Annotated in this window: 23 protein-coding genes; 8 read left to right on the top strand and 15 right to left on the bottom strand. The window is 54.3% G+C overall.

Annotated elements, in window-relative coordinates; translation table 11 throughout:
• Positions 1-71 precede the first annotated feature (71 nt).
• The 13 genes from DEO48_RS24490 to asnC form a co-directional block, all read right to left on the bottom strand.
• Positions 72-491, bottom strand: a complete 420-nt coding sequence (locus DEO48_RS24490; protein WP_006177560.1) for a F0F1 ATP synthase subunit epsilon — start codon at positions 489-491, stop codon at positions 72-74.
• A gap of 20 nt (positions 492-511) precedes the next feature.
• On the bottom strand, positions 512-1,894 hold the full coding sequence (atpD, locus tag DEO48_RS24485; protein ID WP_003862362.1) for a F0F1 ATP synthase subunit beta: 1,383 nt from the start codon (positions 1,892-1,894) through the stop codon (positions 512-514).
• Positions 1,895-1,925: 31 nt separating this feature from the next.
• Positions 1,926-2,789 carry a F0F1 ATP synthase subunit gamma gene (gene atpG / locus DEO48_RS24480; protein ID WP_008500191.1) on the bottom strand — a complete coding sequence of 288 codons (864 nt, stop codon included), beginning with the start codon at positions 2,787-2,789 and terminating at the stop codon, positions 1,926-1,928.
• A 51-nt stretch (positions 2,790-2,840) separates the two neighbouring features.
• Positions 2,841-4,382: a F0F1 ATP synthase subunit alpha gene (gene atpA, locus DEO48_RS24475; protein ID WP_006808751.1), complete on the bottom strand. Its 1,542-nt coding sequence runs from the start codon at positions 4,380-4,382 to the stop codon at positions 2,841-2,843.
• A gap of 12 nt (positions 4,383-4,394) precedes the next feature.
• The gene (gene atpH, locus DEO48_RS24470) at positions 4,395-4,928 is read right to left on the bottom strand and encodes a F0F1 ATP synthase subunit delta (RefSeq protein ID WP_023309790.1); all 534 of its coding nucleotides are present in this window, start codon (positions 4,926-4,928) and stop codon (positions 4,395-4,397) included.
• Between the two features lie 14 nt (positions 4,929-4,942).
• Positions 4,943-5,413 carry a F0F1 ATP synthase subunit B gene (gene atpF, locus DEO48_RS24465; RefSeq protein WP_014072436.1) on the bottom strand — a complete coding sequence of 157 codons (471 nt, stop codon included), beginning with the start codon at positions 5,411-5,413 and terminating at the stop codon, positions 4,943-4,945.
• A gap of 48 nt (positions 5,414-5,461) precedes the next feature.
• Complete coding sequence (gene atpE / locus DEO48_RS24460) at positions 5,462-5,701, bottom strand: F0F1 ATP synthase subunit C (protein ID WP_000429386.1); 240 nt, start codon at positions 5,699-5,701, stop codon at positions 5,462-5,464.
• Positions 5,702-5,750: 49 nt separating this feature from the next.
• Complete coding sequence (gene atpB, locus DEO48_RS24455; protein WP_008500193.1) at positions 5,751-6,566, bottom strand: F0F1 ATP synthase subunit A; 816 nt, start codon at positions 6,564-6,566, stop codon at positions 5,751-5,753.
• Positions 6,567-6,574: 8 nt separating this feature from the next.
• Positions 6,575-6,955, bottom strand: a complete 381-nt coding sequence (atpI, locus tag DEO48_RS24450; RefSeq protein ID WP_008500194.1) for a F0F1 ATP synthase subunit I — start codon at positions 6,953-6,955, stop codon at positions 6,575-6,577.
• A gap of 616 nt (positions 6,956-7,571) precedes the next feature.
• On the bottom strand, positions 7,572-8,195 hold the full coding sequence (gene rsmG / locus DEO48_RS24445; protein ID WP_023309787.1) for a 16S rRNA (guanine(527)-N(7))-methyltransferase RsmG: 624 nt from the start codon (positions 8,193-8,195) through the stop codon (positions 7,572-7,574).
• A 107-nt stretch (positions 8,196-8,302) separates the two neighbouring features.
• Entirely contained in the window at positions 8,303-10,192 is a 1,890-nt protein-coding gene (gene mnmG / locus DEO48_RS24440; protein WP_014072433.1) for a tRNA uridine-5-carboxymethylaminomethyl(34) synthesis enzyme MnmG, read from the bottom strand.
• Positions 10,193-10,566: 374 nt separating this feature from the next.
• Entirely contained in the window at positions 10,567-11,016 is a 450-nt protein-coding gene (gene mioC, locus DEO48_RS24430) for an FMN-binding protein MioC (RefSeq protein WP_109846532.1), read from the bottom strand.
• A gap of 90 nt (positions 11,017-11,106) precedes the next feature.
• Positions 11,107-11,565: a transcriptional regulator AsnC gene (asnC, locus tag DEO48_RS24425; RefSeq protein WP_023333916.1), complete on the bottom strand. Its 459-nt coding sequence runs from the start codon at positions 11,563-11,565 to the stop codon at positions 11,107-11,109.
• A gap of 151 nt (positions 11,566-11,716) precedes the next feature.
• On the opposite strand from asnC, the gene asnA reads away from it, so the two are divergent.
• Positions 11,717-12,709, top strand: a complete 993-nt coding sequence (asnA, locus tag DEO48_RS24420; protein ID WP_047173125.1) for an aspartate--ammonia ligase — start codon at positions 11,717-11,719, stop codon at positions 12,707-12,709.
• Here asnA and viaA read toward each other — a convergent pair whose 3' ends face one another.
• Together viaA and ravA are read right to left on the bottom strand one after the other, a co-directional pair.
• Positions 12,710-14,161 carry an ATPase RavA stimulator ViaA gene (viaA, locus tag DEO48_RS24415; RefSeq protein WP_109846531.1) on the bottom strand — a complete coding sequence of 484 codons (1,452 nt, stop codon included), beginning with the start codon at positions 14,159-14,161 and terminating at the stop codon, positions 12,710-12,712.
• Entirely contained in the window at positions 14,155-15,651 is a 1,497-nt protein-coding gene (gene ravA / locus DEO48_RS24410) for an ATPase RavA (RefSeq protein WP_109846530.1), read from the bottom strand. The genes viaA and ravA overlap by 7 nt, the downstream gene beginning before the upstream one ends.
• 222 nt (positions 15,652-15,873) lie before the next feature.
• Here ravA and kup point away from each other — a divergent pair, with 222 nt between their 5' ends.
• The 7 genes from kup to DEO48_RS24375 all read left to right on the top strand — a co-directional run.
• Entirely contained in the window at positions 15,874-17,742 is a 1,869-nt protein-coding gene (kup, locus tag DEO48_RS24405) for a low affinity potassium transporter Kup (protein ID WP_023309781.1), read from the top strand.
• Positions 17,743-17,939: 197 nt separating this feature from the next.
• Entirely contained in the window at positions 17,940-18,359 is a 420-nt protein-coding gene (rbsD, locus tag DEO48_RS24400) for a D-ribose pyranase (RefSeq protein WP_003862392.1), read from the top strand.
• Positions 18,360-18,366: 7 nt separating this feature from the next.
• Positions 18,367-19,872 (top strand): ribose ABC transporter ATP-binding protein RbsA, encoded by a 1,506-nt coding sequence (rbsA, locus tag DEO48_RS24395; RefSeq protein WP_045354605.1) that lies wholly within the window; start codon positions 18,367-18,369, stop codon positions 19,870-19,872.
• Between the two features lie 4 nt (positions 19,873-19,876).
• Positions 19,877-20,842 (top strand): ribose ABC transporter permease, encoded by a 966-nt coding sequence (rbsC, locus tag DEO48_RS24390; RefSeq protein WP_006808742.1) that lies wholly within the window; start codon positions 19,877-19,879, stop codon positions 20,840-20,842.
• Positions 20,843-20,869: 27 nt separating this feature from the next.
• Positions 20,870-21,760, top strand: coding sequence for a ribose ABC transporter substrate-binding protein RbsB (rbsB, locus tag DEO48_RS24385; RefSeq protein WP_023333911.1), 891 nt, complete (start codon positions 20,870-20,872; stop codon positions 21,758-21,760).
• 106 nt (positions 21,761-21,866) lie between these two features.
• Entirely contained in the window at positions 21,867-22,796 is a 930-nt protein-coding gene (gene rbsK, locus DEO48_RS24380) for a ribokinase (protein ID WP_109846535.1), read from the top strand.
• 3 nt (positions 22,797-22,799) lie between these two features.
• On the top strand, positions 22,800-22,976 hold a 177-nt coding region (locus DEO48_RS24375; RefSeq protein WP_146198330.1), incomplete at its 3' end, for a LacI family DNA-binding transcriptional regulator.

The raw sequence follows: 22,976 nt of genomic DNA, 5'->3' as shown, positions 1-22,976 counted from the left end.
ATCATGAATTAAGGCCGAAAAAAAAAGCCAGCCTGGTATCCAGACTGGCTTTTGTGCTTTTCAAGCCGGTGTTACATCGCTTTTTTGGTCAACTCGATAACGCGCAGTTTCGCGATCGCTTTGGCCAGCTCCGCAGACGCCTGAGCGTAATCCACGTCACCATGAGAGCTGCTAATGTGCTCTTCAGCCTTACGCTTCGATTCCAGGGCTCGCGCTTCGTCGAGATCCTGGCCACGGATAGCGGTATCGGCCAGAACGGTCACACTGCCAGGCTGCACTTCAAGAATGCCGCCGGACAGATAGATAAACTCTTCGTGACCGAACTGTTTAACGATGCGGATCATACCAGGCTTAATGGCGGTGAGCAGCGGTGCGTGACCCGGGAAAATACCCAGTTCACCTTCACTACCCGTTACCTGGATTTTCTCGACCAGACCAGAGAACATTTGTTGCTCTGCGCTGACGACGTCCAGGTGGTAAGTCATTGCCATATCACCCTCCGATTAAGGCGTTAAAGTTTTTTGGCTTTTTCCACGGCTTCTTCGATGGAACCAACCATGTAGAACGCCTGCTCTGGCAGGTGGTCGTATTCGCCTTCCATAATGCCTTTAAAGCCACGGATGGTGTCTTTCAGGGAAACGTATTTACCCGGAGAACCGGTGAATACTTCCGCAACGAAGAACGGCTGGGACAGGAAGCGCTGGATCTTACGCGCACGTGCTACCACCAGTTTGTCTTCTTCAGACAGTTCATCCATACCCAGGATGGCGATGATGTCTTTCAGTTCCTGGTAACGCTGCAGCAGGGACTGTACGCCACGCGCGGTGTCGTAGTGTTCCTGACCCACAACCAGTGGATCCAGCTGACGGCTGGTGGAGTCCAGCGGGTCAACGGCCGGGTAGATACCCAGAGACGCGATCTGACGGCTCAGTACCACGGTTGCGTCTAAGTGAGCAAAGGTGGTTGCTGGAGATGGGTCAGTCAAGTCATCCGCAGGTACGTATACCGCCTGAACGGAGGTGATAGAACCGGTTTTGGTAGAGGTGATACGTTCCTGAAGAACACCCATCTCTTCCGCCAGCGTAGGCTGATAACCTACCGCTGAAGGCATACGACCCAGCAGTGCAGATACTTCCGTACCGGCCAGGGTGTAACGATAGATGTTATCAACGAACAGCAGAACGTCACGGCCTTCATCACGGAACTTCTCAGCCATCGTCAGACCGGTCAGCGCAACGCGCAGACGGTTTCCTGGTGGCTCGTTCATCTGGCCGTAAACCAGGGATACTTTGTCCAGTACGTTGGAGTCGGTCATTTCGTGGTAGAAATCGTTACCCTCACGAGTACGTTCACCTACGCCCGCAAACACGGAGTAACCGGAGTGCTCGATCGCGATGTTACGGATCAGCTCCATCATGTTTACGGTTTTACCAACACCCGCACCACCGAACAGACCGACTTTACCGCCCTTCGCGAACGGACACATCAGGTCGATAACTTTGATACCGGTTTCCAGCAGTTCCTGAGAGCTGGACAGCTCTTCGTAGGAAGGTGCTGCGCGGTGGATAGCCCAACGCTCTTCTTCACCGATGTCACCTTTCATGTCGATTGGCTGACCCAATACGTTCATGATACGACCCAGTGTTGCTTTACCTACCGGGACTTCGATCGGGTGCTCGAGGTCTTTGACTTCCAGACCACGACGCAGACCGTCGGAAGAACCCATCGCGATGGTACGCACGATACCGCCGCCGAGCTGCTGCTGAACTTCCAGCACCAGGCTCTCGTTACCATTCTGTACCTCAAGCGCGTCGTACACGCGTGGTACGGCGTCCTGAGGGAACTCGACGTCCACCACGGCGCCGATTACCTGGACAATCTTTCCAGTAGCCATCTTGAATCCTCTACGTAATTCGTAAACCTGGTTAAACCGCGGCGGCCCCCGAGACGATCTCGGTGAGTTCCTGAGTAATGCTGGCCTGACGAGCTTTGTTGTAAACCAACTGCAGCTCTTTAATCAGGCTGCCGCCATTATCGGTCGCGGCTTTCATCGCCACCATTCGTGCGGCCTGCTCGCTGGCCAGGTTTTCTACAACGCCCTGATAAACCTGAGATTCAACGTAACGACGCAGCAGGGTATCCAGCAGCGGTTTCGGATCGGGTTCATACAGGTAATCCCAGGCTTTTTGCTTCAGCTCGTCATCTTCTGATGCCGGTAACGGCAGCATCTGAGTGAGCGTTGGAACCTGAGACATGGTGTTAATGAATTTGTTGCTGACAACGTACAGTCTGTCCAGACGGCCTTCATCATAGGCCTGCAACATCACTTTAACCGGGCCGATCAGTTCGGACAGGGACGGGTTATCACCCATACCGGTCACCTGAGCGACAATGTTGCCACCAACGGAGTTAAAGAAAGAGACGCCTTTAGAGCCGATCATTGCGATATCGCACTGAACGCCTTTTTCAGACCATGCTTTCATATCCGCCAGCAGTTTTTTGAACAGGTTAATGTTCAAGCCGCCACACAGACCACGGTCGGTCGACACCACCAGGTAGCCCACGCGCTTAACGTCGCGTTCTTCCAGGTAAGGGTGCTTATATTCCAGATTACCGTTTGCAAGGTGACCAATCACTTTGCGCATGGTTTCTGCATAAGGACGGCTGGCCGCCATGCGATCCTGCGATTTACGCATTTTGGAAGCGGCGACCATCTCCATCGCTTTAGTGATCTTTTGCGTGTTCTGGACGCTTGCGATCTTACTACGTATCTCTTTTGCGCCGGCCATGAGCTTCTCCTCAATGCCAGGCGGCTTGTCCTGAGACAAGCCGCCGGACGATTACCAGGATTGGGTTGCTTTGAAGGAATCGAGGATAGCTTTCAGCTTGCCTTCGATTTCGTCGTTATAGCCACCGGTCTGGTTGATCTCTTGCATCAGCGGAGCGTGATCACGGTCGACGTAAGCCAGCAGAGCGGCTTCGAAGCTACCGATTTTCGCCAGTTCCACATCTTCGAGGTAACCGCGTTCAGCCGCGAACAGTACCAGGCCCTGCTGAGCAACAGACATTGGTGCGTACTGTTTCTGCTTCAGCAGCTCGGTCACTTTCTGACCGTGGCTCAGCTGTTTACGGGTTGCTTCGTCCAGATCGGATGCGAACTGAGAGAACGCAGCCAGTTCACGATACTGTGCCAGCGCGGTACGGATACCACCGGACAGTTTCTTGATGATCTTGGTCTGAGCAGCACCACCAACACGGGATACGGAGATACCCGGGTTAACCGCCGGACGAATACCGGAGTTAAACAGGTTGGTTTCCAGGAAGATCTGACCATCGGTAATGGAGATTACGTTGGTCGGAACGAACGCAGAAACGTCACCCGCCTGGGTTTCAATGATCGGCAGAGCAGTCAGAGAGCCCGTTTTACCTTTCACTTCACCTTTGGTGAAGTTCTCGACGTATTCCGCGTTAACGCGGGAAGCACGCTCCAGCAGACGAGAGTGGAGGTAGAATACGTCGCCAGGGAACGCTTCACGTCCAGGTGGACGACGGAGCAGCAGGGAAACCTGACGATAAGCAACAGCCTGTTTAGACAGGTCATCGTATACAATCAGCGCATCTTCACCGCGGTCACGGAAGTATTCGCCCATTGCGCAACCGGCGTATGGCGCCAGGTATTGCAGTGCAGCAGATTCAGACGCGGTTGCTACCACAACGATGGTGTTAGACAGTGCGCCGTGCTCTTCCAGTTTACGAACCACGTTAGAAATGGTGGACGCTTTCTGGCCGATAGCCACGTACACGCATTTGATGCCGGAGTCACGCTGGTTGATGATGGCGTCGATAGCCATCGCGGTTTTACCGGTCTGACGGTCACCGATGATCAGTTCACGCTGACCACGACCGATTGGGATCATGGCATCAACGGACTTATAACCTGTCTGAACAGGCTGATCTACGGACTGACGGTCGATAACGCCTGGTGCGATAACTTCGATTGGAGAGAAGCCATCGTGCTCAACCGGACCTTTACCGTCGATTGGCGCACCCAGGGTGTTAACAACGCGACCCAGCAGGCCACGGCCAACCGGCACTTCCAGAATACGGCCAGTACACTTAACCTTCATGCCTTCGGCGAGGTCAGCGTATGGACCCATCACAACTGCACCTACGGAGTCGCGCTCCAGGTTCAGTGCGATAGCGTAACGGTTACCCGGCAGGGAAATCATCTCACCCTGCATACAATCGGCCAGGCCGTGGATGCGGATAACACCGTCACTTACAGAAACAATAGTACCTTCGTTGTGAGCTTCACTCACAACACTGAACTGAGCAATGCGCTGCTTGATCAGTTCGCTGATTTCGGTGGAATTCAGTTGCATGCTCCAGTCCCCTTAAGACTGCAAGACGTCTGCAAGGCGTTCAAGACGGCCGCGTACGCTGCCATCAATGACCATATCACCCGAACGGATGATTACGCCTGCCATTACAGACTTATCGATTTTGCAATTCAGCTTAACTTTGCGTGACAGACGTTTTTCCATCGCGGCGGTGATTTTCGCAAGCTGTTCATTACTCAGTTCAGTCGCAGAAGTCACTTCAACTTCAGCGGTTGCTTCACTAAGGGCACGTAAGTGCTCAAACTGCTCGAGAACATCCGGGAGCACACGGAGACGACCATTTTCTGCCATCACCTTAATCAGGTTCTGGCCGTTGGCATCCAGTTGCTCTCCGCACACGGCGATAAACGACGCGGCGAGAGTTTCAGGTGCTAACGCACCGGAAAGCAACTCAGCCATTTGTTCGTTTTTCGTCACCTCAGCGGCAAACGCCAGCATATCCTGCCAGCGATCGACATTTTGGTGTTCGACAGCAAAGTCAAAAGCTGCTTTGGCGTAGGGGCGAGCTACCGTAACAAATTCAGACATCAGCCCCTCCCTCCTTACAGTTCAGCGACAAGTTTGTCCACGATGTCGCTGTTAGCAGCTTCATCCACGGAACGTTCGATGATCTTCTCGGCGCCAGCAACAGCCAGAATCGCAACCTGCTTACGCAGTTCTTCACGAGCACGTTTACGCTCAGCATCAATTTCTGCCTGAGCCTGTGTCACGATCTTAGTACGTTCCTGTTCTGCTTCAGCTTTGGCTTCGTCCAGGATCTGAGAACGGCGTTTGTTAGCCTGTTCAATGATTACCTGAGCTTCAGCTTTCGCTTTTTTCAGCTGGTCTGTCGCGTTGGCCTGTGCAAGGTCCAAATCTTTCTTAGCGCGTTCTGCGGAAGCCAGACCGTCAGCAATTTCTTTCTGACGTTTTTCGATGGCAGCCATTAAAGGCGGCCATACATACTTCATGCAGAACCAGACAAAGAGAATAAACGCGATGGCCTGGCCGAGGATTGTTGCGTTCATGTTCACAGCACAATACCTCTTTAATTTCTGTGGCTTAGGGTTTTAAAACTACTACTACGCGACAGCAAACATCACGTACAGACCCAGACCTACAGCGATCATTGGGATAGCATCCACCAGACCCATAACGATAAAGAACTGAGTACGCAGCAGAGGAATCAGATCAGGTTGACGCGCTGCGCCTTCCAGGAATTTGCCCCCGAGGATGCCGATACCGATCGCAGCACCGATAGCCGCCAGACCCATCATCACAGCGGCAGCCATGTACAGCAGATCCATATTCAGGTTTTCCATGACAGTCTCCAGTTTGTTTCAATTAAAACGTAGTAGTGTTGGTAAAAAATCAGTGCTCTTCAGACGCCATCGACAGATAGACGATCGTCAGAACCATGAAGATAAAGGCTTGCAGCGTAATGATCAGGATGTGGAAAATGGCCCAAGGCACATTCAGAACCCACTGTGACCACCACGGCAGAAGACCCGCGATCAGAATGAAAATCAGCTCACCCGCATACATGTTGCCGAACAGTCGCAGACCCAGTGAAACAGGTTTGGACAGCAGGCTAACGCCTTCCAGGATCAGGTTGACCGGAATAAACGCCCAGTGGTTGAACGGCTGCAAGGTAAGCTCTTTCACAAAGCCGCTTACGCCTTTCATTTTGATGCTGTAGAAAAGAATCAGGATAAATACGCCCAGCGCCATCGACAGGGTGATGTTCACGTCCGCAGACGGTACAACACGCAGCGCTGGCAGGCCGAAGATGTGCTCGCCGATAAACGGCAGCAGATCGATTGGCAGCAGGTCCATCAGGTTCATCAGGAAGACCCAAACGAACACGGTCAGGGCCAGCGGAGCAATCAGTTTGCTCTTACCATGGTACATGTCTTTGACGCTACCATGGACGAAGCCGATGATCATTTCGATGAAGGTCTGGAATTTCCCTGGTACACCGCTGGTCGCTCGTTTAGCAACACCGCGGAACATGGCCAGGAACAGAAGACCCAAAACCACCGAGAAGAACATGGAGTCGATGTTGATCGTCCAGAAGGTGGCCGGGGGGTTATGTGGATCCACCAGCGAGAATGTACGCAGGTCCAGCTGAAGGTTATTCAGATGGTGACCTATGTAATCCTGCGGCGTCATATTTTCTGAAGCCATGATGCCTTTTACCCTTTGTTATTGATTACAGCTGGAGCCAGAACTTGTACCACCAGCACCAAAACCCACGTTGCTATCAGCGGCATGAAGACCACTTTCAAAACCGCCAGCGCCATCACCAGTAGAGCAAAGGTCAGCAACACCTTACACACTTCGCCGAGGGCGAAGGACCAGGCCACGCGGCCTTTGGCGGGTGTATGCGCCTGATGACGCCAGGCAAAAATCATAAACAACACGTTTGGCAGCACAACCGCCAAACCCCCGCACACGGCGGAGATGCCCCAGAAGGGGTCTTTGAGGCTAAACAGCAGTCCACTTGCTATCACAGCCAGAAACTGAATGAACAGAAGCTTACGAGCAACGTTTCTACTCAAGAGCGACACAGACATCACGTTTTTACTCCTGCTCCCTTCGAGGTATGCCGCGTGTCGTATAAAACGTCCTTTAAGGCTCAGAGTCAAGCATCAAAAAGCGGTCAAATTATACGGTGCGCACCCGTGATTTCAAACATTAAGTAGCGAAAAGGTGAATAAATGTTTAAATATTTTTCCCCACCGCTATTTTTTAACTTTCGCTGAAAGCGTCAACCTTCGACCAAAACTGCAAACAGCGCGAAAACGTTGGCGATAAAGCGTGCACGAGATCACAAAACACACATTTGCGATAAGGTTGTATTTATCAAAGGCGCAAATCGCATAAATTTATCTTTATGAAATTAAAAGCAAAACACCGTAACTATTTTCAAAACAGCCCAGTACACAATAAAAACGTTTTATTGACATTCTTAATAAACAATTAACATTACGTTCTGGTTACCGCCTCCCACTTTTAGCAGACTTATATTTTCACAGATGACTATCTTCTCGGTAAATAAAAGAGGCCAGGTTAACCAGAAGAAAAACCTTAGTGAAAAAGAGGTTAAAGGCTCACCGGTAAATCCCCTGTAGTTGTGCTGTTTTTTAACATGCGAAGAACAGCACAAATTCCACATTTTTTATTAATTTTTTAAAAATTGTTTGGCTTAATTATCACCAGATGACGCTCCCCATCGAGCTGAGGAATGTGTAATTTCTCGATGGATTCAACAGCAAAACCGTCCGGGAGCTGTTCAATCTCATCGCCTGGTAACTGCCCTTTCAGCGCATAAAAGCGGCCATTCTCTGCCGGCAAGTGCTTACACCAGCTAACCATATCATTGAGCGAAGCAAACGCGCGGCTGATAACACCGTCAAATGGCGGCTCTGCCGGGAACTCCTCTACCCTGCTCTGCACGGGCGTGATGTTTTCAAGCTTCAGCTCATGCTGTACCTGACGTAAAAAGCGCACGCGCTTGCCAAGGCTGTCCAGAAGCGTGAAGTGGCTCTCAGGGCGAACAATCGACAGCGGAACGCCCGGTAAACCAGGTCCCGTACCCACGTCGATAAAACGCTCACCTTTCAGCCACGGGGCAACCACGATGCTATCGAGAATATGGCGTACCAGCATCTCGTTGGGGTCACGTACTGAGGTCAGGTTGTACGCTTTGTTCCATTTGTTCAGCATATCGACATAGGCCACCAGCTGATTTTTCTGGTGATCGGTGAGCGAAATACCTGCCTGATCCAGCAGACGAGAGAGTTTGTTAAGCACGGTGAATACCTGTTGGAAAACTTAGGTGGCGGGGGGCGCTTCGCTTACCCGCCCTACGGGTTCATCAGGCCCGGTAAGCGTAGCGCCACCGGGCAATGTTCTGGGCATTACGCGCTGCGGCGCAGCATGCCCTGCTTTTTCAGCCAGACCAGCAGGATCGAAATCGCTGCAGGCGTGACGCCGGAGATACGGGATGCCTGGCCGATCGATACCGGTTTGTGATCGTTCAGCTTGGCGATCACTTCGTTGGAAAGGCCCGTCACCTGGCGGTAGTCCAGCATTTCCGGCAGCAGCGTGTTTTCGTTACGCTGCTGTTTTTCGATCTCATCCTGCTGACGCGCGATGTAACCTTCATACTTCACCTGGATCTCAACCTGCTCTGCCGCTTCAGCGTCTTCGAGCCCCGGCGCGAACGCGGTCAGTTTGACCAGGTTCTCGTAGGTGACTTCAGGACGGCGCAGCAGATCTTCCCCGCTGGCTTCACGAGACAGCGGCGCGGTTAAGTGAGCGTTTACTTCGGCAGCGGTTTCCGCCTGCGGATTCACCCAGGTGGTTTTCAGGCGCTGACGTTCCTGTTCAATGCGCTCCAGCTTTTCGTTGAACCGCGCCCAGCGTTCGTCATCGACCAGACCCAGCTCGCGGCCCATTTCGGTCAGACGCAGGTCGGCGTTATCTTCACGCAGCATCAGGCGATATTCAGCGCGAGAGGTAAACATACGATACGGCTCTTTGGTACCCAGCGTGCAGAGATCGTCAACCAGCACGCCCAGATACGCCTGAGAACGGCCTGGTGCCCAGCCCTCTTTCTCAGCGGAGAAGCGCGCGGCGTTCAGACCGGCAAGCAGGCCCTGCGCAGCCGCTTCTTCGTAGCCGGTAGTGCCGTTAATCTGCCCCGCGAAGAACAGACCGTGGATGAATTTGCTTTCCAGGGTTGGCTTCAGGTCGCGCGGATCGAAGAAATCGTACTCAATAGCGTAGCCGGGACGAACGATTTTCGCATTCTCCATCCCCTGCATTGAGCGAACAATTTGCATCTGTACATCGAACGGCAGACTGGTGGAGATGCCGTTCGGATAAATTTCATTTGAGGTCAGCCCTTCCGGCTCCAGGAAGATCTGGTGCTGGTTACGATCGGCGAAGCGCATCACTTTGTCTTCGATCGACGGACAGTAGCGTGGGCCGATCCCTTCGATCACGCCGGCATACATGGGGCTGCGATCGAGGTTATTGCGGATCACGTCATGGGTTTTCTCGTTGGTATGCGTGATGTAGCACGGTACCTGCTGCGGATGCTGAGCCGCATTGCCCATGAACGAGAACACCGGCATCGGATTATCACCGTGCTGTTGCGCCAGCACGCTGAAATCAATGGTGCGCGCATCAATACGCGGCGGCGTACCGGTTTTCAGGCGGCTGACGCGCAGCGGCAGTTCACGCAGACGGCGAGACAGGGGAATAGACGGCGGATCGCCGGCACGGCCACCGCTGTAGTTATCCAGACCGATATGAATTTTACCGTCCAGGAATGTGCCCACGGTCAGCACCACGGCTTTCGCACGGAATTTGAGACCCATCTGGGTCACGGCACCTACGACGCGATCGTTCTCAACGATAAGATCTTCAACCGCCTGCTGGAAGATCATCAGGTTCGGCTGGTTCTCCAGGGCGGTACGCACAGCCTGACGGTAAAGCACGCGGTCTGCCTGGGCACGGGTCGCACGCACAGCGGGACCTTTACTCGCGTTTAGTATCCTAAACTGGATGCCAGCATGATCGATTGCTTTCGCCATCAGGCCGCCAAGTGCATCCACTTCTTTTACCAGGTGTCCTTTCCCAATGCCGCCAATCGCCGGATTACAGGACATTTGTCCCAGCGTGTCGATATTGTGTGTCAAAAGCAGGGTCTGCTGACCCATACGTGCTGCGGCCATTGCGGCCTCAGTGCCTGCATGACCCCCGCCAATGATGATGACGTCAAAAGGATCCTGATAAAACATGGTGGTCTGCCTCGCGTAAAGCGGTATGAAAATGGATTGAAGCCCGGGCCGTGGATTCTACTCAACTTTAGTCTTTCGAGAAAGCATTGGGATCCTGGGCTATTAAAAAGAAGATCTTTTTATTTAGAGATCTGTTCTATTGTGATCTCTTATTAGGATCGCGAACCTGTGTGGATAAGTCCGATCACATAAAGAAGATCATGCAGTTAGAAAGGATCGTTTGCTGTGAATGATCGGTGATCCTGGACAGTATAAGCTGGGATCAGATCGCGACTTTATACACAGGTCAAAAACGATACAACAGTTGTTCTTTGGATAACTACGGGTTAATACGAGCTTTTAACCAGAGTTATCCACATCTGTTCGCGCAATCTTTAATCGCTTTTGAGTAAATTTTTCCATTCCGCGAGCCAGATCTCGGCTGGATCCTCCGGAATGTCATGATCGAGGATGTTGATCTTGAGCGTTTCACCCAGCTGTTTTGCTCCACAGGAGGTCACAGCGGCTTCAACTTTCTCTATTGCCCCGCAAAAGGTGTCATATTCACGACTGCCGATCCCCACCGCGCCAAAACGGACGTTTGACAGGTCGGGCTGCTGTTCCAGCAGTTCGTCATATAAAGGTTGCAGGTTATCCGGCAGATCGCCCGCGCCGTGCGTGGAGGTGATCAGCAGCCAGACCCCGTCAGTCGGGAGATCTTCAAGCAACGGACCGTGCAGGGTTTCCGTGGAAAAGCCCGCATCTTCCAGCTTTTCAGCCAGGTGTTCCGCTACGTATTCCGCACCACCAAGGGTGCTGCCGCTGATAAGGGTAATGTCCGCCATTGATCGCTCGCCCAGATAAAGAGACGGTCATTGTACGCTGTGAACGAGCTGGGATCTACCTGTGGAAAATGTGGGAATGAATTTGCCCGATCACGGGCGGATGGTACGCATGATCGGGTTTTGCAGGGAGATCAGCGTCTCGGTGGACTGAATTTCATCGATTGTTTGGATCTTGTTGATAAGTACCTGCTGGAGGGCGTCGATGGATCGGCACATGACTTTAATAAAGATGCTGTAATGCCCGGTGGTGTAATACGCCTCGGTGACTTCATCCAGCGCGTTCAGCTTCGCCAGGGCGGAAGGGTAGTCTTTGGCGCTTTTAAGAATGATGCCGATGAAGCAGCAGACGTCGTAACCCAGATGTTTAGGACTGACGTCAATGCGTGCGCCGGTAATGATCCCCGCCTGCTTCATCTTCTCTACGCGGACGTGAATGGTTCCCGGGCTGACGCCAAACTGTTTTGCCAACTCGGCGTAGGCGGTACGGGCATTGGCCATTAACGCCTCCAGAATGCCGCGGTCGAGATTGTCGATCTGATAATTTTCCATAGTTTTTTCTTATGAGGATTAATGAATCACCCTATTCTAGCGTTTAATTTTATCGAATCAAAAGTGAAGGTGGCTTTTTGTTGATGAGTTATTGAATATGATGCCATTTCTGTTGCTTAATCAATATCAACAGGACGCAGGAGTATAAATAATGAAAACCGCTTACATCGCAAAACAACGCCAGATCAGTTTCGTAAAATCCCATTTTTCCCGCCAGCTGGAAGAGAAGCTTGGCCTTATTGAAGTTCAGGCGCCGATTCTGAGCCGCGTGGGTGACGGGACGCAGGATAACCTCTCTGGATGCGAAAAAGCGGTACAGGTAAAAGTGAAAACGCTGCCAGACGCTCAGTTCGAAGTGGTTCATTCCCTGGCGAAGTGGAAGCGTCAAACTCTGGGACAACACGACTTCAGCGCGGGCGAAGGGCTCTACACGCACATGAAAGCCCTTCGTCCCGATGAAGACCGCCTTTCTCCGATTCATTCCGTTTACGTTGACCAGTGGGACTGGGAGCGCGTAATGGGTGATGGTGAACGCCACGTCGGTACGCTGAAATCCACCGTTGAGGCGATCTACGCCGGGATCAAAGCAACCGAAGCGGCCGTGAGCAAAGAGTTTGGTCTGGCACCGTTCCTGCCGGATACGATCCACTTTGTCCACAGCCAGGAGTTGCTGAGCCGCTTCCCGGATCTCGATGCTAAAGGTCGCGAGCGTGCGATCGCTAAAGAATTAGGTGCAGTATTCCTGATCGGTATCGGCGGCAAACTGTCTGATGGCAAACGCCACGATGTTCGCGCACCGGATTATGATGACTGGAGCACTGTAGGTGAGGGCGAATTTGCCGGGCTGAACGGCGATATTCTGGTGTGGAACCCGGTACTGGAAGACGCATTCGAGATTTCATCTATGGGGATCCGCGTGGATGCCGACGCGCTGAAGCGCCAGCTGGCGGTCACCGGTGATGAAGATCGTCTCAAACTCGAGTGGCACCAGGCGCTGCTGCGCGGTGAAATGCCTCAGACGATCGGCGGCGGTATCGGCCAGTCCCGTTTAACCATGCTGCTGCTGCAATTACCCCATATCGGTCAGGTTCAGTGTGGCGTCTGGCCGCAGCAGGTACGTGAAAGCGTCGGTTCTCTTCTGTAATTAACGCTGCCAGCGTCTGAGCAGGCGGCTACGCAACCCGGTATCAAAGCGCCAGATATGATCGAAGATGCGCATGATGCCGGGTTTTCCATGGGCTGACATCGCCACCGCGTGAAAACGGTGCTGGTGCACCCGCTGTAATTCCTTCACCTTATTCACCACGTCATCCGGCAGCCGCTGGGCAATAAAATCGGAAATCACCACCGCGTCAGCGTCGTACCAGTCGCCGCCCTGCATACGCTCCACAATAGTGCGGAAGCAGCTGGCCAGATCCGTGCCGCCGCGAAAGCGCTGGCTCAGAAAGCGGATTGCCTGCTCGATCCCCTGCTGGTTCGTCAGCTCATAGCCCACCACCTCGCTGGAGAAGAGCATGATGAAGCAGCGACGGCGATCGGCCAGCGCCACGCGCATCAGTGCCAGACAGAACGCCTTCGCGCACTGCTCGTTAAACCCGCCCATCGAACCTGACGTATCTACGCAAACAATGAATGGCCCGCGCGGCTGTTCATCAAAATCCTGATGGACGACCGGCCGTTGGCTGACTTTCTCGCGCCAGGCTTCACCGTGCAGTCGGTAGGTGAGAAGCTGTTTTTCAACCAGCCGACGATAAAACTCATACTCCAGCTCGGTCATCCCCAGCGTGCTCAGCTCCGTGGGCAGCAGGCGTAAAATGTCATCGCTCTGCTGGAGCCCGTCGACCTGCTCCGGCACGGTAGCCGGTTCGCGCACCAGGGTGCGGAAGGTTTCCATCGGGGCATCTTTCTTTGGGACCGATTTTGCCTCCCTTGAGCGACCCAGCTGTTCTGCAAGCTTCATCAGCTCCGGCTGCTGCGCCAGAAAATCGCCGTATTTGACGATCAGCTGATAATCCCCGCGTCGGAGCTGACCGGCGCTCATATCCCAGAGACGTCCGGCGGCGTTTTCATTCTCCACCAGCACCTGTTCTAGCTGGCCGCTCAGCGTCATCCGTTCCTGAACTTCACTGAGCAGCTGTTCACGCTCTTCGTCCAGCAGCTGCTGGTTCAGCGTTGTGGCCTGGACCACCAGGCTGAGGCGCCAGCGCTGTAAGAAGAGGGTATGCAGTGCGGGTGTAAAGGTGGCGTTATCCGTGACCAGCGCCCGGGCCTGGCTGGCAAACGGAGAATGGACGTTATCGAGCAACGTCAGGGTTTGCGGGAGCTGGACGATAAACTGCGACGTGGAGAGCCGCTGGCACTCCTGATAGCAGGCCACCTCTTCCGTTAACTCAGGCGGAACTTCGGTCTCCCTGAACCGTTGACGCAAATTTTCTCGCCAGCGCGGAAGATCGTCCGTCATCGCCTTTTTAAGCTTTGGAAATTTTTCAAAAAACGCCGCCAGCTGCGGCGACGCCAGAAGGGTGATGACCACTTCTTCGATCAACCCCTCCTCGCTGACGGCCAGCATGACGTTAAGCGTATCCAGCGTTAGCATTGACGCGCCTGTTTGATCTGCGCGCTGACATCCTGCAGGCTGGCTTCGATGCGACCTAACCAGTCGCTATGAATAAAGAGGCATTTTTGCTGCTCGCTAAAGCGGGTGTGCTGCTGATGCCATTCGGTATCCAGCGCTTCCAGCTGCTGCTTGATCTCTTCCGGCACGCTATCCGAAGCGGTTCCCGGCAGCGCAAGACGCGATCCCTGGAGGCTGACGTCACGGATCACCAGGTGCTGACTACTGTCCACTTCCATATTCAGCGGCTGCGCGAAACCAATGCCGTTGAGTTTTCCCCGGATCTCTCCGCCCTTATCCAGCCACTGCGCCAGCGCCTCGCGCTCAATCGTAATGTGCACCACCTGCATATCATGCAGTTTAAGCGGCTGCTGAAGCAGCAACGTTAGCGTTGCGCCGGTCAGATCCGCGGGAAGCTCGTAGTGCGGTTTGCGGGCGAACATGCCCCCAAGGCGATTCACTTTCAGCGCGGTTTTATCACTTTGCTGCTGCTGGAGCTGGATGCGCCGCTGGGCAATCGCCCCCAGCTGGTTGAGCATTGCCTGCTGTCCCCAGGCGTGCCCGGTCATCAAAACGTCAAGCTGTTGCTGCATCAGGTTCATGCCTTCTGCATCGTGCCAGAGACAATCTTTCAGCAGGATCAGATCGATTGGCGCGACGGCATCACGCCCGCTGAACAGGGCGCTCGCCTGCAGCAGGCGGATCGCTTTTTTCCACCGGCGATCGGAAACATAGGGCGCTGAAGGAATGAGATCAAGCTGCTGGCGCAGCAGATAGATCAGCTCGAAGACGGCGTCTGGCAATTTGATTTTGCCAATATCCTGCTGCCACTGATGATACTCCTCATCCGTCACCTGCAGCGAAGCGGATACCGGGTTTTCACTTTCATCCTGCTGGCTGACCAGCATGGAGCGGAAGTTGGACTTATCCTGCACTTTGTCCAGCCACAGACGGATAAGCATACGGTCATACAGCGCTTCCAGACTGCTGTCGGTTTCAGGCAGTTCGTTAGAGGCGGCCACCAGCAGGCGCATCGGGATTTTCTCTTCACTGGCGCCGTTACGGAACCGACGTTCGTTTATCGCCGTGAGCAGGGTGTTCAGAATAGCTGGCCCCGCTTTCCAGATCTCATCGAGAAAAACAATCTCAGCCTCCGGAAGATACCCTTCTGTCAGGCGCTGATAGCGCCCCTCATCTTTCAATGCCTGAATGGAGAGCGGACCAAAAACTTCTTCTGGGGTGGAAAACCGGGTCATGAGATATTCGAAGGCGCGGGCGTTCTGAAAAGCAAATTTTAGCCTGCGGGCAATCAGGCTTTTGGCAATGCCCGGCGGTCCCAGCAAAAACACGCTCTCACCGCTCAGCGCCGCCAGTAAACAGAGGCGAATGGCGTGGCTACGCTCGAAAAGGCCTTTCTCCAGCGCGCTGCTGAGGCGGGAAATTCTTTCTGCTAATAAATGTGAGTGAGCCATAATAGTTTTGCATCCTTTCGCCGTCGTGGCGGCCAATTGAAGCGAGTATAGACGTTTCAGTCAGGGCTGGTAATAGACTGAAGTGCGGCGCAATTTTCTTTGCGCTACATTAATGCGGTTGCATTTAGGGGTACGATTTTGCAATGAATCGTGCATACTGTGCGCTTTTTGTGGGCCAAGGGACCGGGAACACATTTGTTATTTAAACGAAAAGACTAGTCTATGAGCACTGATAATAAGCAATCATTACCCGCAATAACGCTTGCGGCGATCGGGGTTGTCTACGGTGATATCGGCACCAGCCCGCTTTATACGCTTCGTGAATGTCTGTCCGGCCAGTTTGGTTTTGGTGTTGAACGCGATGCCGTGTTTGGCTTCCTGTCCCTCATTTTCTGGCTGCTGATCCTGGTGGTTTCCGTTAAATATCTCTCCTTCGTTATGCGTGCTGATAACGCAGGTGAAGGTGGGATCCTGACCCTGATGTCTCTTGCCGGGCGTAATACCTCGGCCAGGATGACCTCTGTGCTGGTCATTATCGGCCTGATTGGCGGCAGTTTCTTCTACGGGGAAGTGGTGATAACGCCAGCTATCTCGGTGCTGTCGGCGATTGAGGGGCTGGAGATTATCGCTCCGCAGCTTGATTCATGGGTGGTTCCGCTGGCCATTATTGTCCTGACGCTGCTGTTCATGATCCAGAAGCACGGTACAGGGCTGGTGGGTAAACTGTTCGCGCCGATTATGCTGGCCTGGTTCCTGATCCTGGCGGCGCTTGGTTTACGCAGCATTATCGCGAACCCGGAAGTGCTGCATGCGCTGAACCCTTATTGGGCGGTGCATTTCTTCCTCGAATACAAAGTGGTTTCCTTCGTGGCGCTGGGGGCCGTCGTGCTCTCCATCACCGGTGTGGAAGCGCTGTATGCTGACATGGGCCACTTCGGGAAACTGCCTATCCGCGTGGCATGGTTTATTGTGGTGCTGCCGTCGCTGGTGCTGAACTACTTCGGTCAGGGCGCGCTGTTGCTCAAAAACCCGGAAGCGATCAAGAACCCGTTCTTCCTGCTGGCGCCCGACTGGGCGCTGGTGCCGATGCTTATCCTGGCGACGCTGGCGACCGTCATTGCCTCCCAGGCGGTGATTTCCGGCGTGTTTTCTTTGACGCGTCAGGCCGTGCGTCTGGGGTATCTCTCGCCAATGCGCATCATCCATACCTCAGAGATGGAGTCGGGCCAGATCTACATCCCGTTCGTTAACTGGCTCCTCTATTTCGCTGTTGTTATTGTTATCGTCAGCTTCGAGCACTCCAGTAACCTGGCGGCGGCGTACGGTATTGCCGTAACCGGTACGATGGTGCTGACATCGCTGCTCTCCACCACGGTAGCGTACCGAAACTGGCACTGGAATAAATTCCTCGTGGCGATGATTCTGGTGGGCTTCCTGTGTATCGACGTGCCGCTGTTCTCTGCGAACCTCGACAAAATAGTCTCCGGTGGCTGGCTGCCGCTGACGCTGGGTCTGGTGATGTTCATTGTCATGACCACCTGGAAAAGCGAGCGCTTCCGCCTGCTGCGCCGCATGCATGAGCACGGTAACTCCCTGGAGGCGATGATCGCTTCGCTGGAGAAATCCCCGCCGGTCCGCGTGCCGGGCACGGCGGTGTATATGTCTCGTGCTCTGAACGTCATCCCGTTCGCGCTGATGCATAATCTCAAGCACAACAAAGTGCTGCACGAGCGCGTGATCCTGCTGACGCTGCGCACCGAAGATGCGCCTTACGTTCACAACGTGCGTCGTGTTCAGATCGAGCAGCTTTCGCCGACATTCTGGCGCGTTGTGGCGAGCTACGGCTGGCGCGAAACGCCAAACGTGGAAGAGGTGTTCCACCGCTGCGGTCTGGAAGGGCTGAGCTGCCGGATGATGGAGACGTCGTTCTTTATGTCGCACGAGTCGCTGATCATCGGCAAGCGTCCGTGGTATCTGCGCCTGCGCGGCAAGCTGTACCTCATCCTGCAGCGCAACGCCCTGCGCGCGCCTGACCAGTTTGAGATCCCGCCTAACCGCGTGATTGAGCTGGGAACGCAGGTCGAGATCTAATCCCTTCTGAAAATGCCGGGTGGCGCTTCGCTTACCCGGCCTACCAAACCCCTCGCCAACCCACAATAATTGTCTCTGCATTTCACTTAGCGAAACGTTTCGACGTCGATCACAAATCTGTTACGTCATGATGGTTTTCTGAACATTCTTGAGATTAAACTGACGTCAGCGAAACGTTTCGCTAGTGGAGCAAGAAAATGAAGAAAGGCACGGTACTCAACTCAGAAATCTCATCGGTTATTTCCCGTCTTGGGCATACCGATACGCTGGTGGTTTGCGATGCAGGCTTACCGGTTCCACGCAGCACAACCCGTATCGATATGGCGTTAACGCAGGGTGTACCCTCGTTTATGCAGGTACTGGAAGTCGTGACGGCGGAGATGCAGGTTGAGGCAGCCATTCTCGCGGCGGAAATTAAACAACATAATCCGCAACTCCACGAAACGTTGCTCAGCCATATTGAGCAACTGCAACAACACCAGGGAAACACCATAGAAATTCGTTACACGACGCACGAACAGTTCAAACAACAAACCGCTGACAGTCAGGCGGTGATTCGCAGCGGGGAGTGTTCCCCGTATGCGAATATCATTCTCTGTGCTGGCGTCACCTTCTGAGGCCATCATGGACGCATTACTGCAACTCAAAGGGATCGATAAGTCGTTCCCGGGCGTAAAAGCCCTCTCCGGCGCGGCGCTGAACGTCTACCCCGGGCGCGTGATGGCGCTGGTGGGCGAAAACGGCGCCGGCAAATCCACCATGATGAAAGTGCTGACCGGTATCTATCAACGCGATGCCGGTTCACTCGTCTGGCTGGGGAAAGAGACCACCTTCAATGGCCCGAAATCCTCTCAGGAAGCGGGCATCGGCATTATTCACCAGGAGCTGAACCTGATCCCGCAGCTCACCATTGCGGAAAACATCTTCCTCGGCCGCGAGTTTGTTAACCGGTTCGGCAAAATCGACTGGAAAACCATGTATGCCGAAGCGGACAAGCTGCTGGCGAAGCTGAACCTGCGCTTTAAGAGCGACCGACTGGTAGGCGATCTGTCCATTGGCGATCAGCAGATGGTGGAAATTGCGAAGGTGCTGAGCTTTGAGTCGAAGGTCATCATTATGGATGAACCCACCGACGCTCTGACCGACACCGAAACCGAATCCTTGTTCCGCGTGATCCGCGAGCTGAAGTCGCAAGGGCGCGGGATTGTCTATATCTCTCACCGCATGAAAGAGATCTTCGAAATCTGCGATGACGTCACCGTCTTCCGCGACGGGCAGTTTATTGCCGAGCGCGAAGTCGCCACGCTGACCGAAGATACGCTCATCGAAATGATGGTGGGACGCAAGCTCGAAGATCAGTACCCGCATCTGGATAAAGCGCCGGGTGAGATCCGCCTGAAGGTGGACAACCTCTGCGGTCCGGGTGTGAACGACGTGACCTTTACCCTGCGCCAGGGCGAGATCCTGGGCGTGGCGGGCCTGATGGGGGCCGGGCGTACCGAGCTGATGAAAGTGTTGTACGGCGCACTGCCGCGCACCAGCGGTTATGTCACCCTCGACGGTCATGAAGTGGTCACCCGCTCTCCGCAGGATGGTCTGGCGAACGGTATCGTTTATATCTCAGAAGACCGCAAACGCGACGGCCTGGTGCTGGGGATGTCAGTTAAAGAGAACATGTCCCTGACCGCGCTGCGCTATTTCAGCCATAGCGGCGGTAGCCTGAAGCATAAAGATGAGCAGCAGGCGGTGAGCGATTTTATCCGCCTCTTTAACGTCAAAACCCCCTCGATGGAGCAGGCGATTGGCCTGTTGTCCGGCGGTAATCAGCAGAAAGTGGCGATTGCGCGCGGGCTGATGACGCGCCCGAAAGTGTTGATCCTCGACGAGCCAACCCGCGGCGTGGACGTGGGCGCGAAGAAAGAGATCTATCAGCTGATTAACCAGTTCAAGGCCGACGGTCTGAGCATCATTCTGGTCTCTTCCGAGATGCCAGAAGTATTAGGCATGAGCGATCGCATTATCGTCATGCATGAAGGGCATCTCGGCGGTGAATTCACTCGCGAGCAGGCCACCCAGGAAGTTCTGATGGCTGCCGCTGTGGGCAAGCTTAATCGCGTGAATCAGGAGTAAGAAGATGACTACCCAGGCTGTTTCTGGTCGCCGCTATTTCACAAAGGCATGGCTGATGGAACAAAAATCGCTGATTGCCCTGCTGGTGCTGATCGCGATTGTATCGACCATGAGCCCGAACTTTTTCACCGTTAATAACCTGTTCAACATTCTGCAGCAAACATCGGTGAACGCCATTATGGCGGTCGGCATGACGCTGGTGATTTTGACCTCAGGTATCGATCTGTCCGTCGGTTCCCTGCTGGCGCTCACCGGCGCGATCGCCGCTTCGATTGTCGGCATTGAAGTCAACGCGCTGGTGGCCGTGGCCGCTGCCCTGGCGGCAGGCGCGGCGATTGGTGCCGTAACCGGTGTGATTGTCGCAAAAGGCCGCGTTCAGGCATTCATCGCCACGCTGGTGATGATGCTGCTGCTGCGCGGTGTCACCATGGTGTACACCAACGGCAGCCCGGTTAATACCGGCTTTACCGATAACGCCGATCTGTTTGGCTGGTTCGGTATCGGTCGCCCGCTGGGTGTTCCGACCCCGGTCTGGATCATGGCTATCGTCTTCCTGGCGGCGTGGTACATGCTGCACCACACCCGTCTGGGTCGTTATATCTACGCGCTGGGCGGTAACGAAGCGGCAACGCGCCTGTCCGGTATCAGCGTTAATAAAGTCAAAATTATCGTTTACTCCCTGTGCGGTCTGCTGGCATCGCTGGCAGGTATCATCGAAGTGGCGCGCCTCTCTTCTGCGCAGCCGACGGCGGGTACGGGGTATGAGCTGGATGCTATCGCGGCAGTGGTTCTGGGCGGTACGAGTCTTGCGGGCGGTAAAGGTCGCATTGTTGGGACATTGATCGGCGCACTGATTCTTGGTTTCCTGAATAATGGTTTGAATTTGTTAGGTGTTTCCTCCTATTACCAGATGATCGTTAAGGCAGTGGTGATTTTGCTGGCGGTACTGGTAGACAACAAAAAACAGTAACTGACGACACTACAGGACATCTTAGATATGAACATGAAAAAACTGGCTACCCTGGTTTCTGCTGTCGCGCTGAGCGCAACCGTAAGTGCTAACGCCATGGCGAAAGACACCATCGCGCTGGTTGTCTCTACCCTGAACAACCCGTTCTTCGTCTCCCTGAAGGACGGTGCGCAGAAAGAAGCGGATAAACTGGGTTACAACCTGGTGGTGCTGGATTCACAGAACAACCCGGCGAAAGAGCTGGCTAACGTTCAGGACTTAACCGTTCGCGGCACCAAAATTCTGCTGATCAACCCAACCGATTCTGATGCCGTAGGCAACGCCGTGAAGATGGCAAACCAGGCGAAGATCCCTGTGATCACCCTGGACCGTCAGGCGTCTAAAGGTGAGGTGGTCAGCCACATTGCCTCTGATAACGTGCTGGGCGGTAAAATCGCCGGTGATTACATCGCGAAGAAAGCCGGCGAAGGCGCGAAAGTTATCGAACTGCAGGGGATTGCCGGAACTTCCGCAGCTCGCGAGCGTGGTGAAGGCTTCCAGCAGGCTGTGGCTGCACACAAATTCAACGTGCTGGCCAGCCAGCCGGCAGACTTCGACCGTACTAAAGGTCTGAACGTTATGCAGAACCTGCTGACCGCGCACCCTGACGTGCAGGCCGTGTTCGCACAGAACGACGAAATGGCGCTCGGCGCGCTGCGTGCCCTGCAGACCGCAGGTAAATCTGATGTGATGGTTGTCGGATTTGACGGCACGCCGGATGGTGAAAAAGCAGTAAACGATGGCAAACTGGCTGCGACCATCGCTCAGCTGCCTGAGCAGATTGGCGCCACTGGCGTTGAAACTGCCGACAAAGTGCTGAAGGGCGAAAAAGTTCAGGCTAAATACCCAGTTGACCTGAAGCTGGTCATCAAGCAGTAAAAGGTGAATCAGGCAGTCGCTGGCTGCCTGAGGGACACCAATAAAGAAAAGTGTGGCATACGCCACCGGGTAACACCGGTGGCGCTCTCAGATGGACAACCCAACCATGAAAACCGCAGGCAACCTCGTCGTCCTTGGCAGTATCAATGCCGATCACATTCTTAACCTTGAATCGTTCCCTGCACCGGGCGAAACCGTCACGGGTAACCAGTATCAGGTAGCATTTGGCGGTAAAGGTGCCAACCAGGCCGTCGCTGCCGGTCGCAGCGGGGCGAATATTGCGTTTATCGCCTGCACGGGTGATGACGATACCGGTGAGCGCGTACGCAAACAGCTGGCGAGCGACAACATTGATATCGCACCGGTCAGCGTTGTTGCAGGGGAATCGACCGGCGTGGCGCTGATTTTCGTCAACGCTGAAGGTGAGAATGTCATCGGTATTCATGCGGGGGCTAATGCTGCGCTGACGACGGAGCGCGTAGAAGCGCAACGTGTCATCATCGCAGGAGCGGAAGCCCTGCTCATGCAACTGGAGTCACCGGTTGAAAGCGTGCTGGCCGCCGCGAAAATTGCGCATGAAAATCATACCACTGTCGTACTTAACCCGGCCCCGGCCCGTGTATTATCAGACGAGCTGCTGGCGCTGGTGGACATCATTACGCCGAACGAAACCGAAGCCGAAAAGCTGACGGGCATTCGCGTAGAAAATGATGACGATGCCGCGCGAGCCGCGCGTGCACTGCATGATAAGGGCATCGGCACCGTGATTATCACCCTTGGTAGCCGTGGCGTGTGGGCAAGCGTCAATGGCGAAGGCCGTCGCGTGCCGGGCTTTAAGGTCAAAGCGATTGATACCATCGCAGCGGGAGATACCTTTAACGGTGCACTGGTCACCGCGCTGCTGGAAGGCAAGAGAATGGATGACGCTATTCGCTTCGCACACGCAGCTGCCGCGATTGCGGTGACGCGCAAAGGCGCCCAGCCTTCCGTTCCGTGGCGTAAAGAGATCGATGAATTCTTAAGTCAGCAGGGGTAACGCTTGGCCACAATGAAAGATGTCGCCCGCATGGCGGGCGTTTCTACCTCGACGGTCTCCCACGTTATAAACAACGATCGCTTCGTCAGCGAGGCGATTCGGGAGAAAGTTGAAGCTGCGGTAAAAGAACTCAACTATGCGCCGTCTGCGCTGGCGCGCAGCCTTAAGCTCAACCAGACG

The organism is Enterobacter sp. CGMCC 5087 (assembly GCF_003144775.1).
Taxonomy (GTDB): domain Bacteria; phylum Pseudomonadota; class Gammaproteobacteria; order Enterobacterales; family Enterobacteriaceae; genus Enterobacter; species Enterobacter cloacae_M.
The sequence above is the reverse complement of the archived record's forward strand: the minus strand, read 5'-3'. Positions and strand labels throughout refer to the sequence as shown.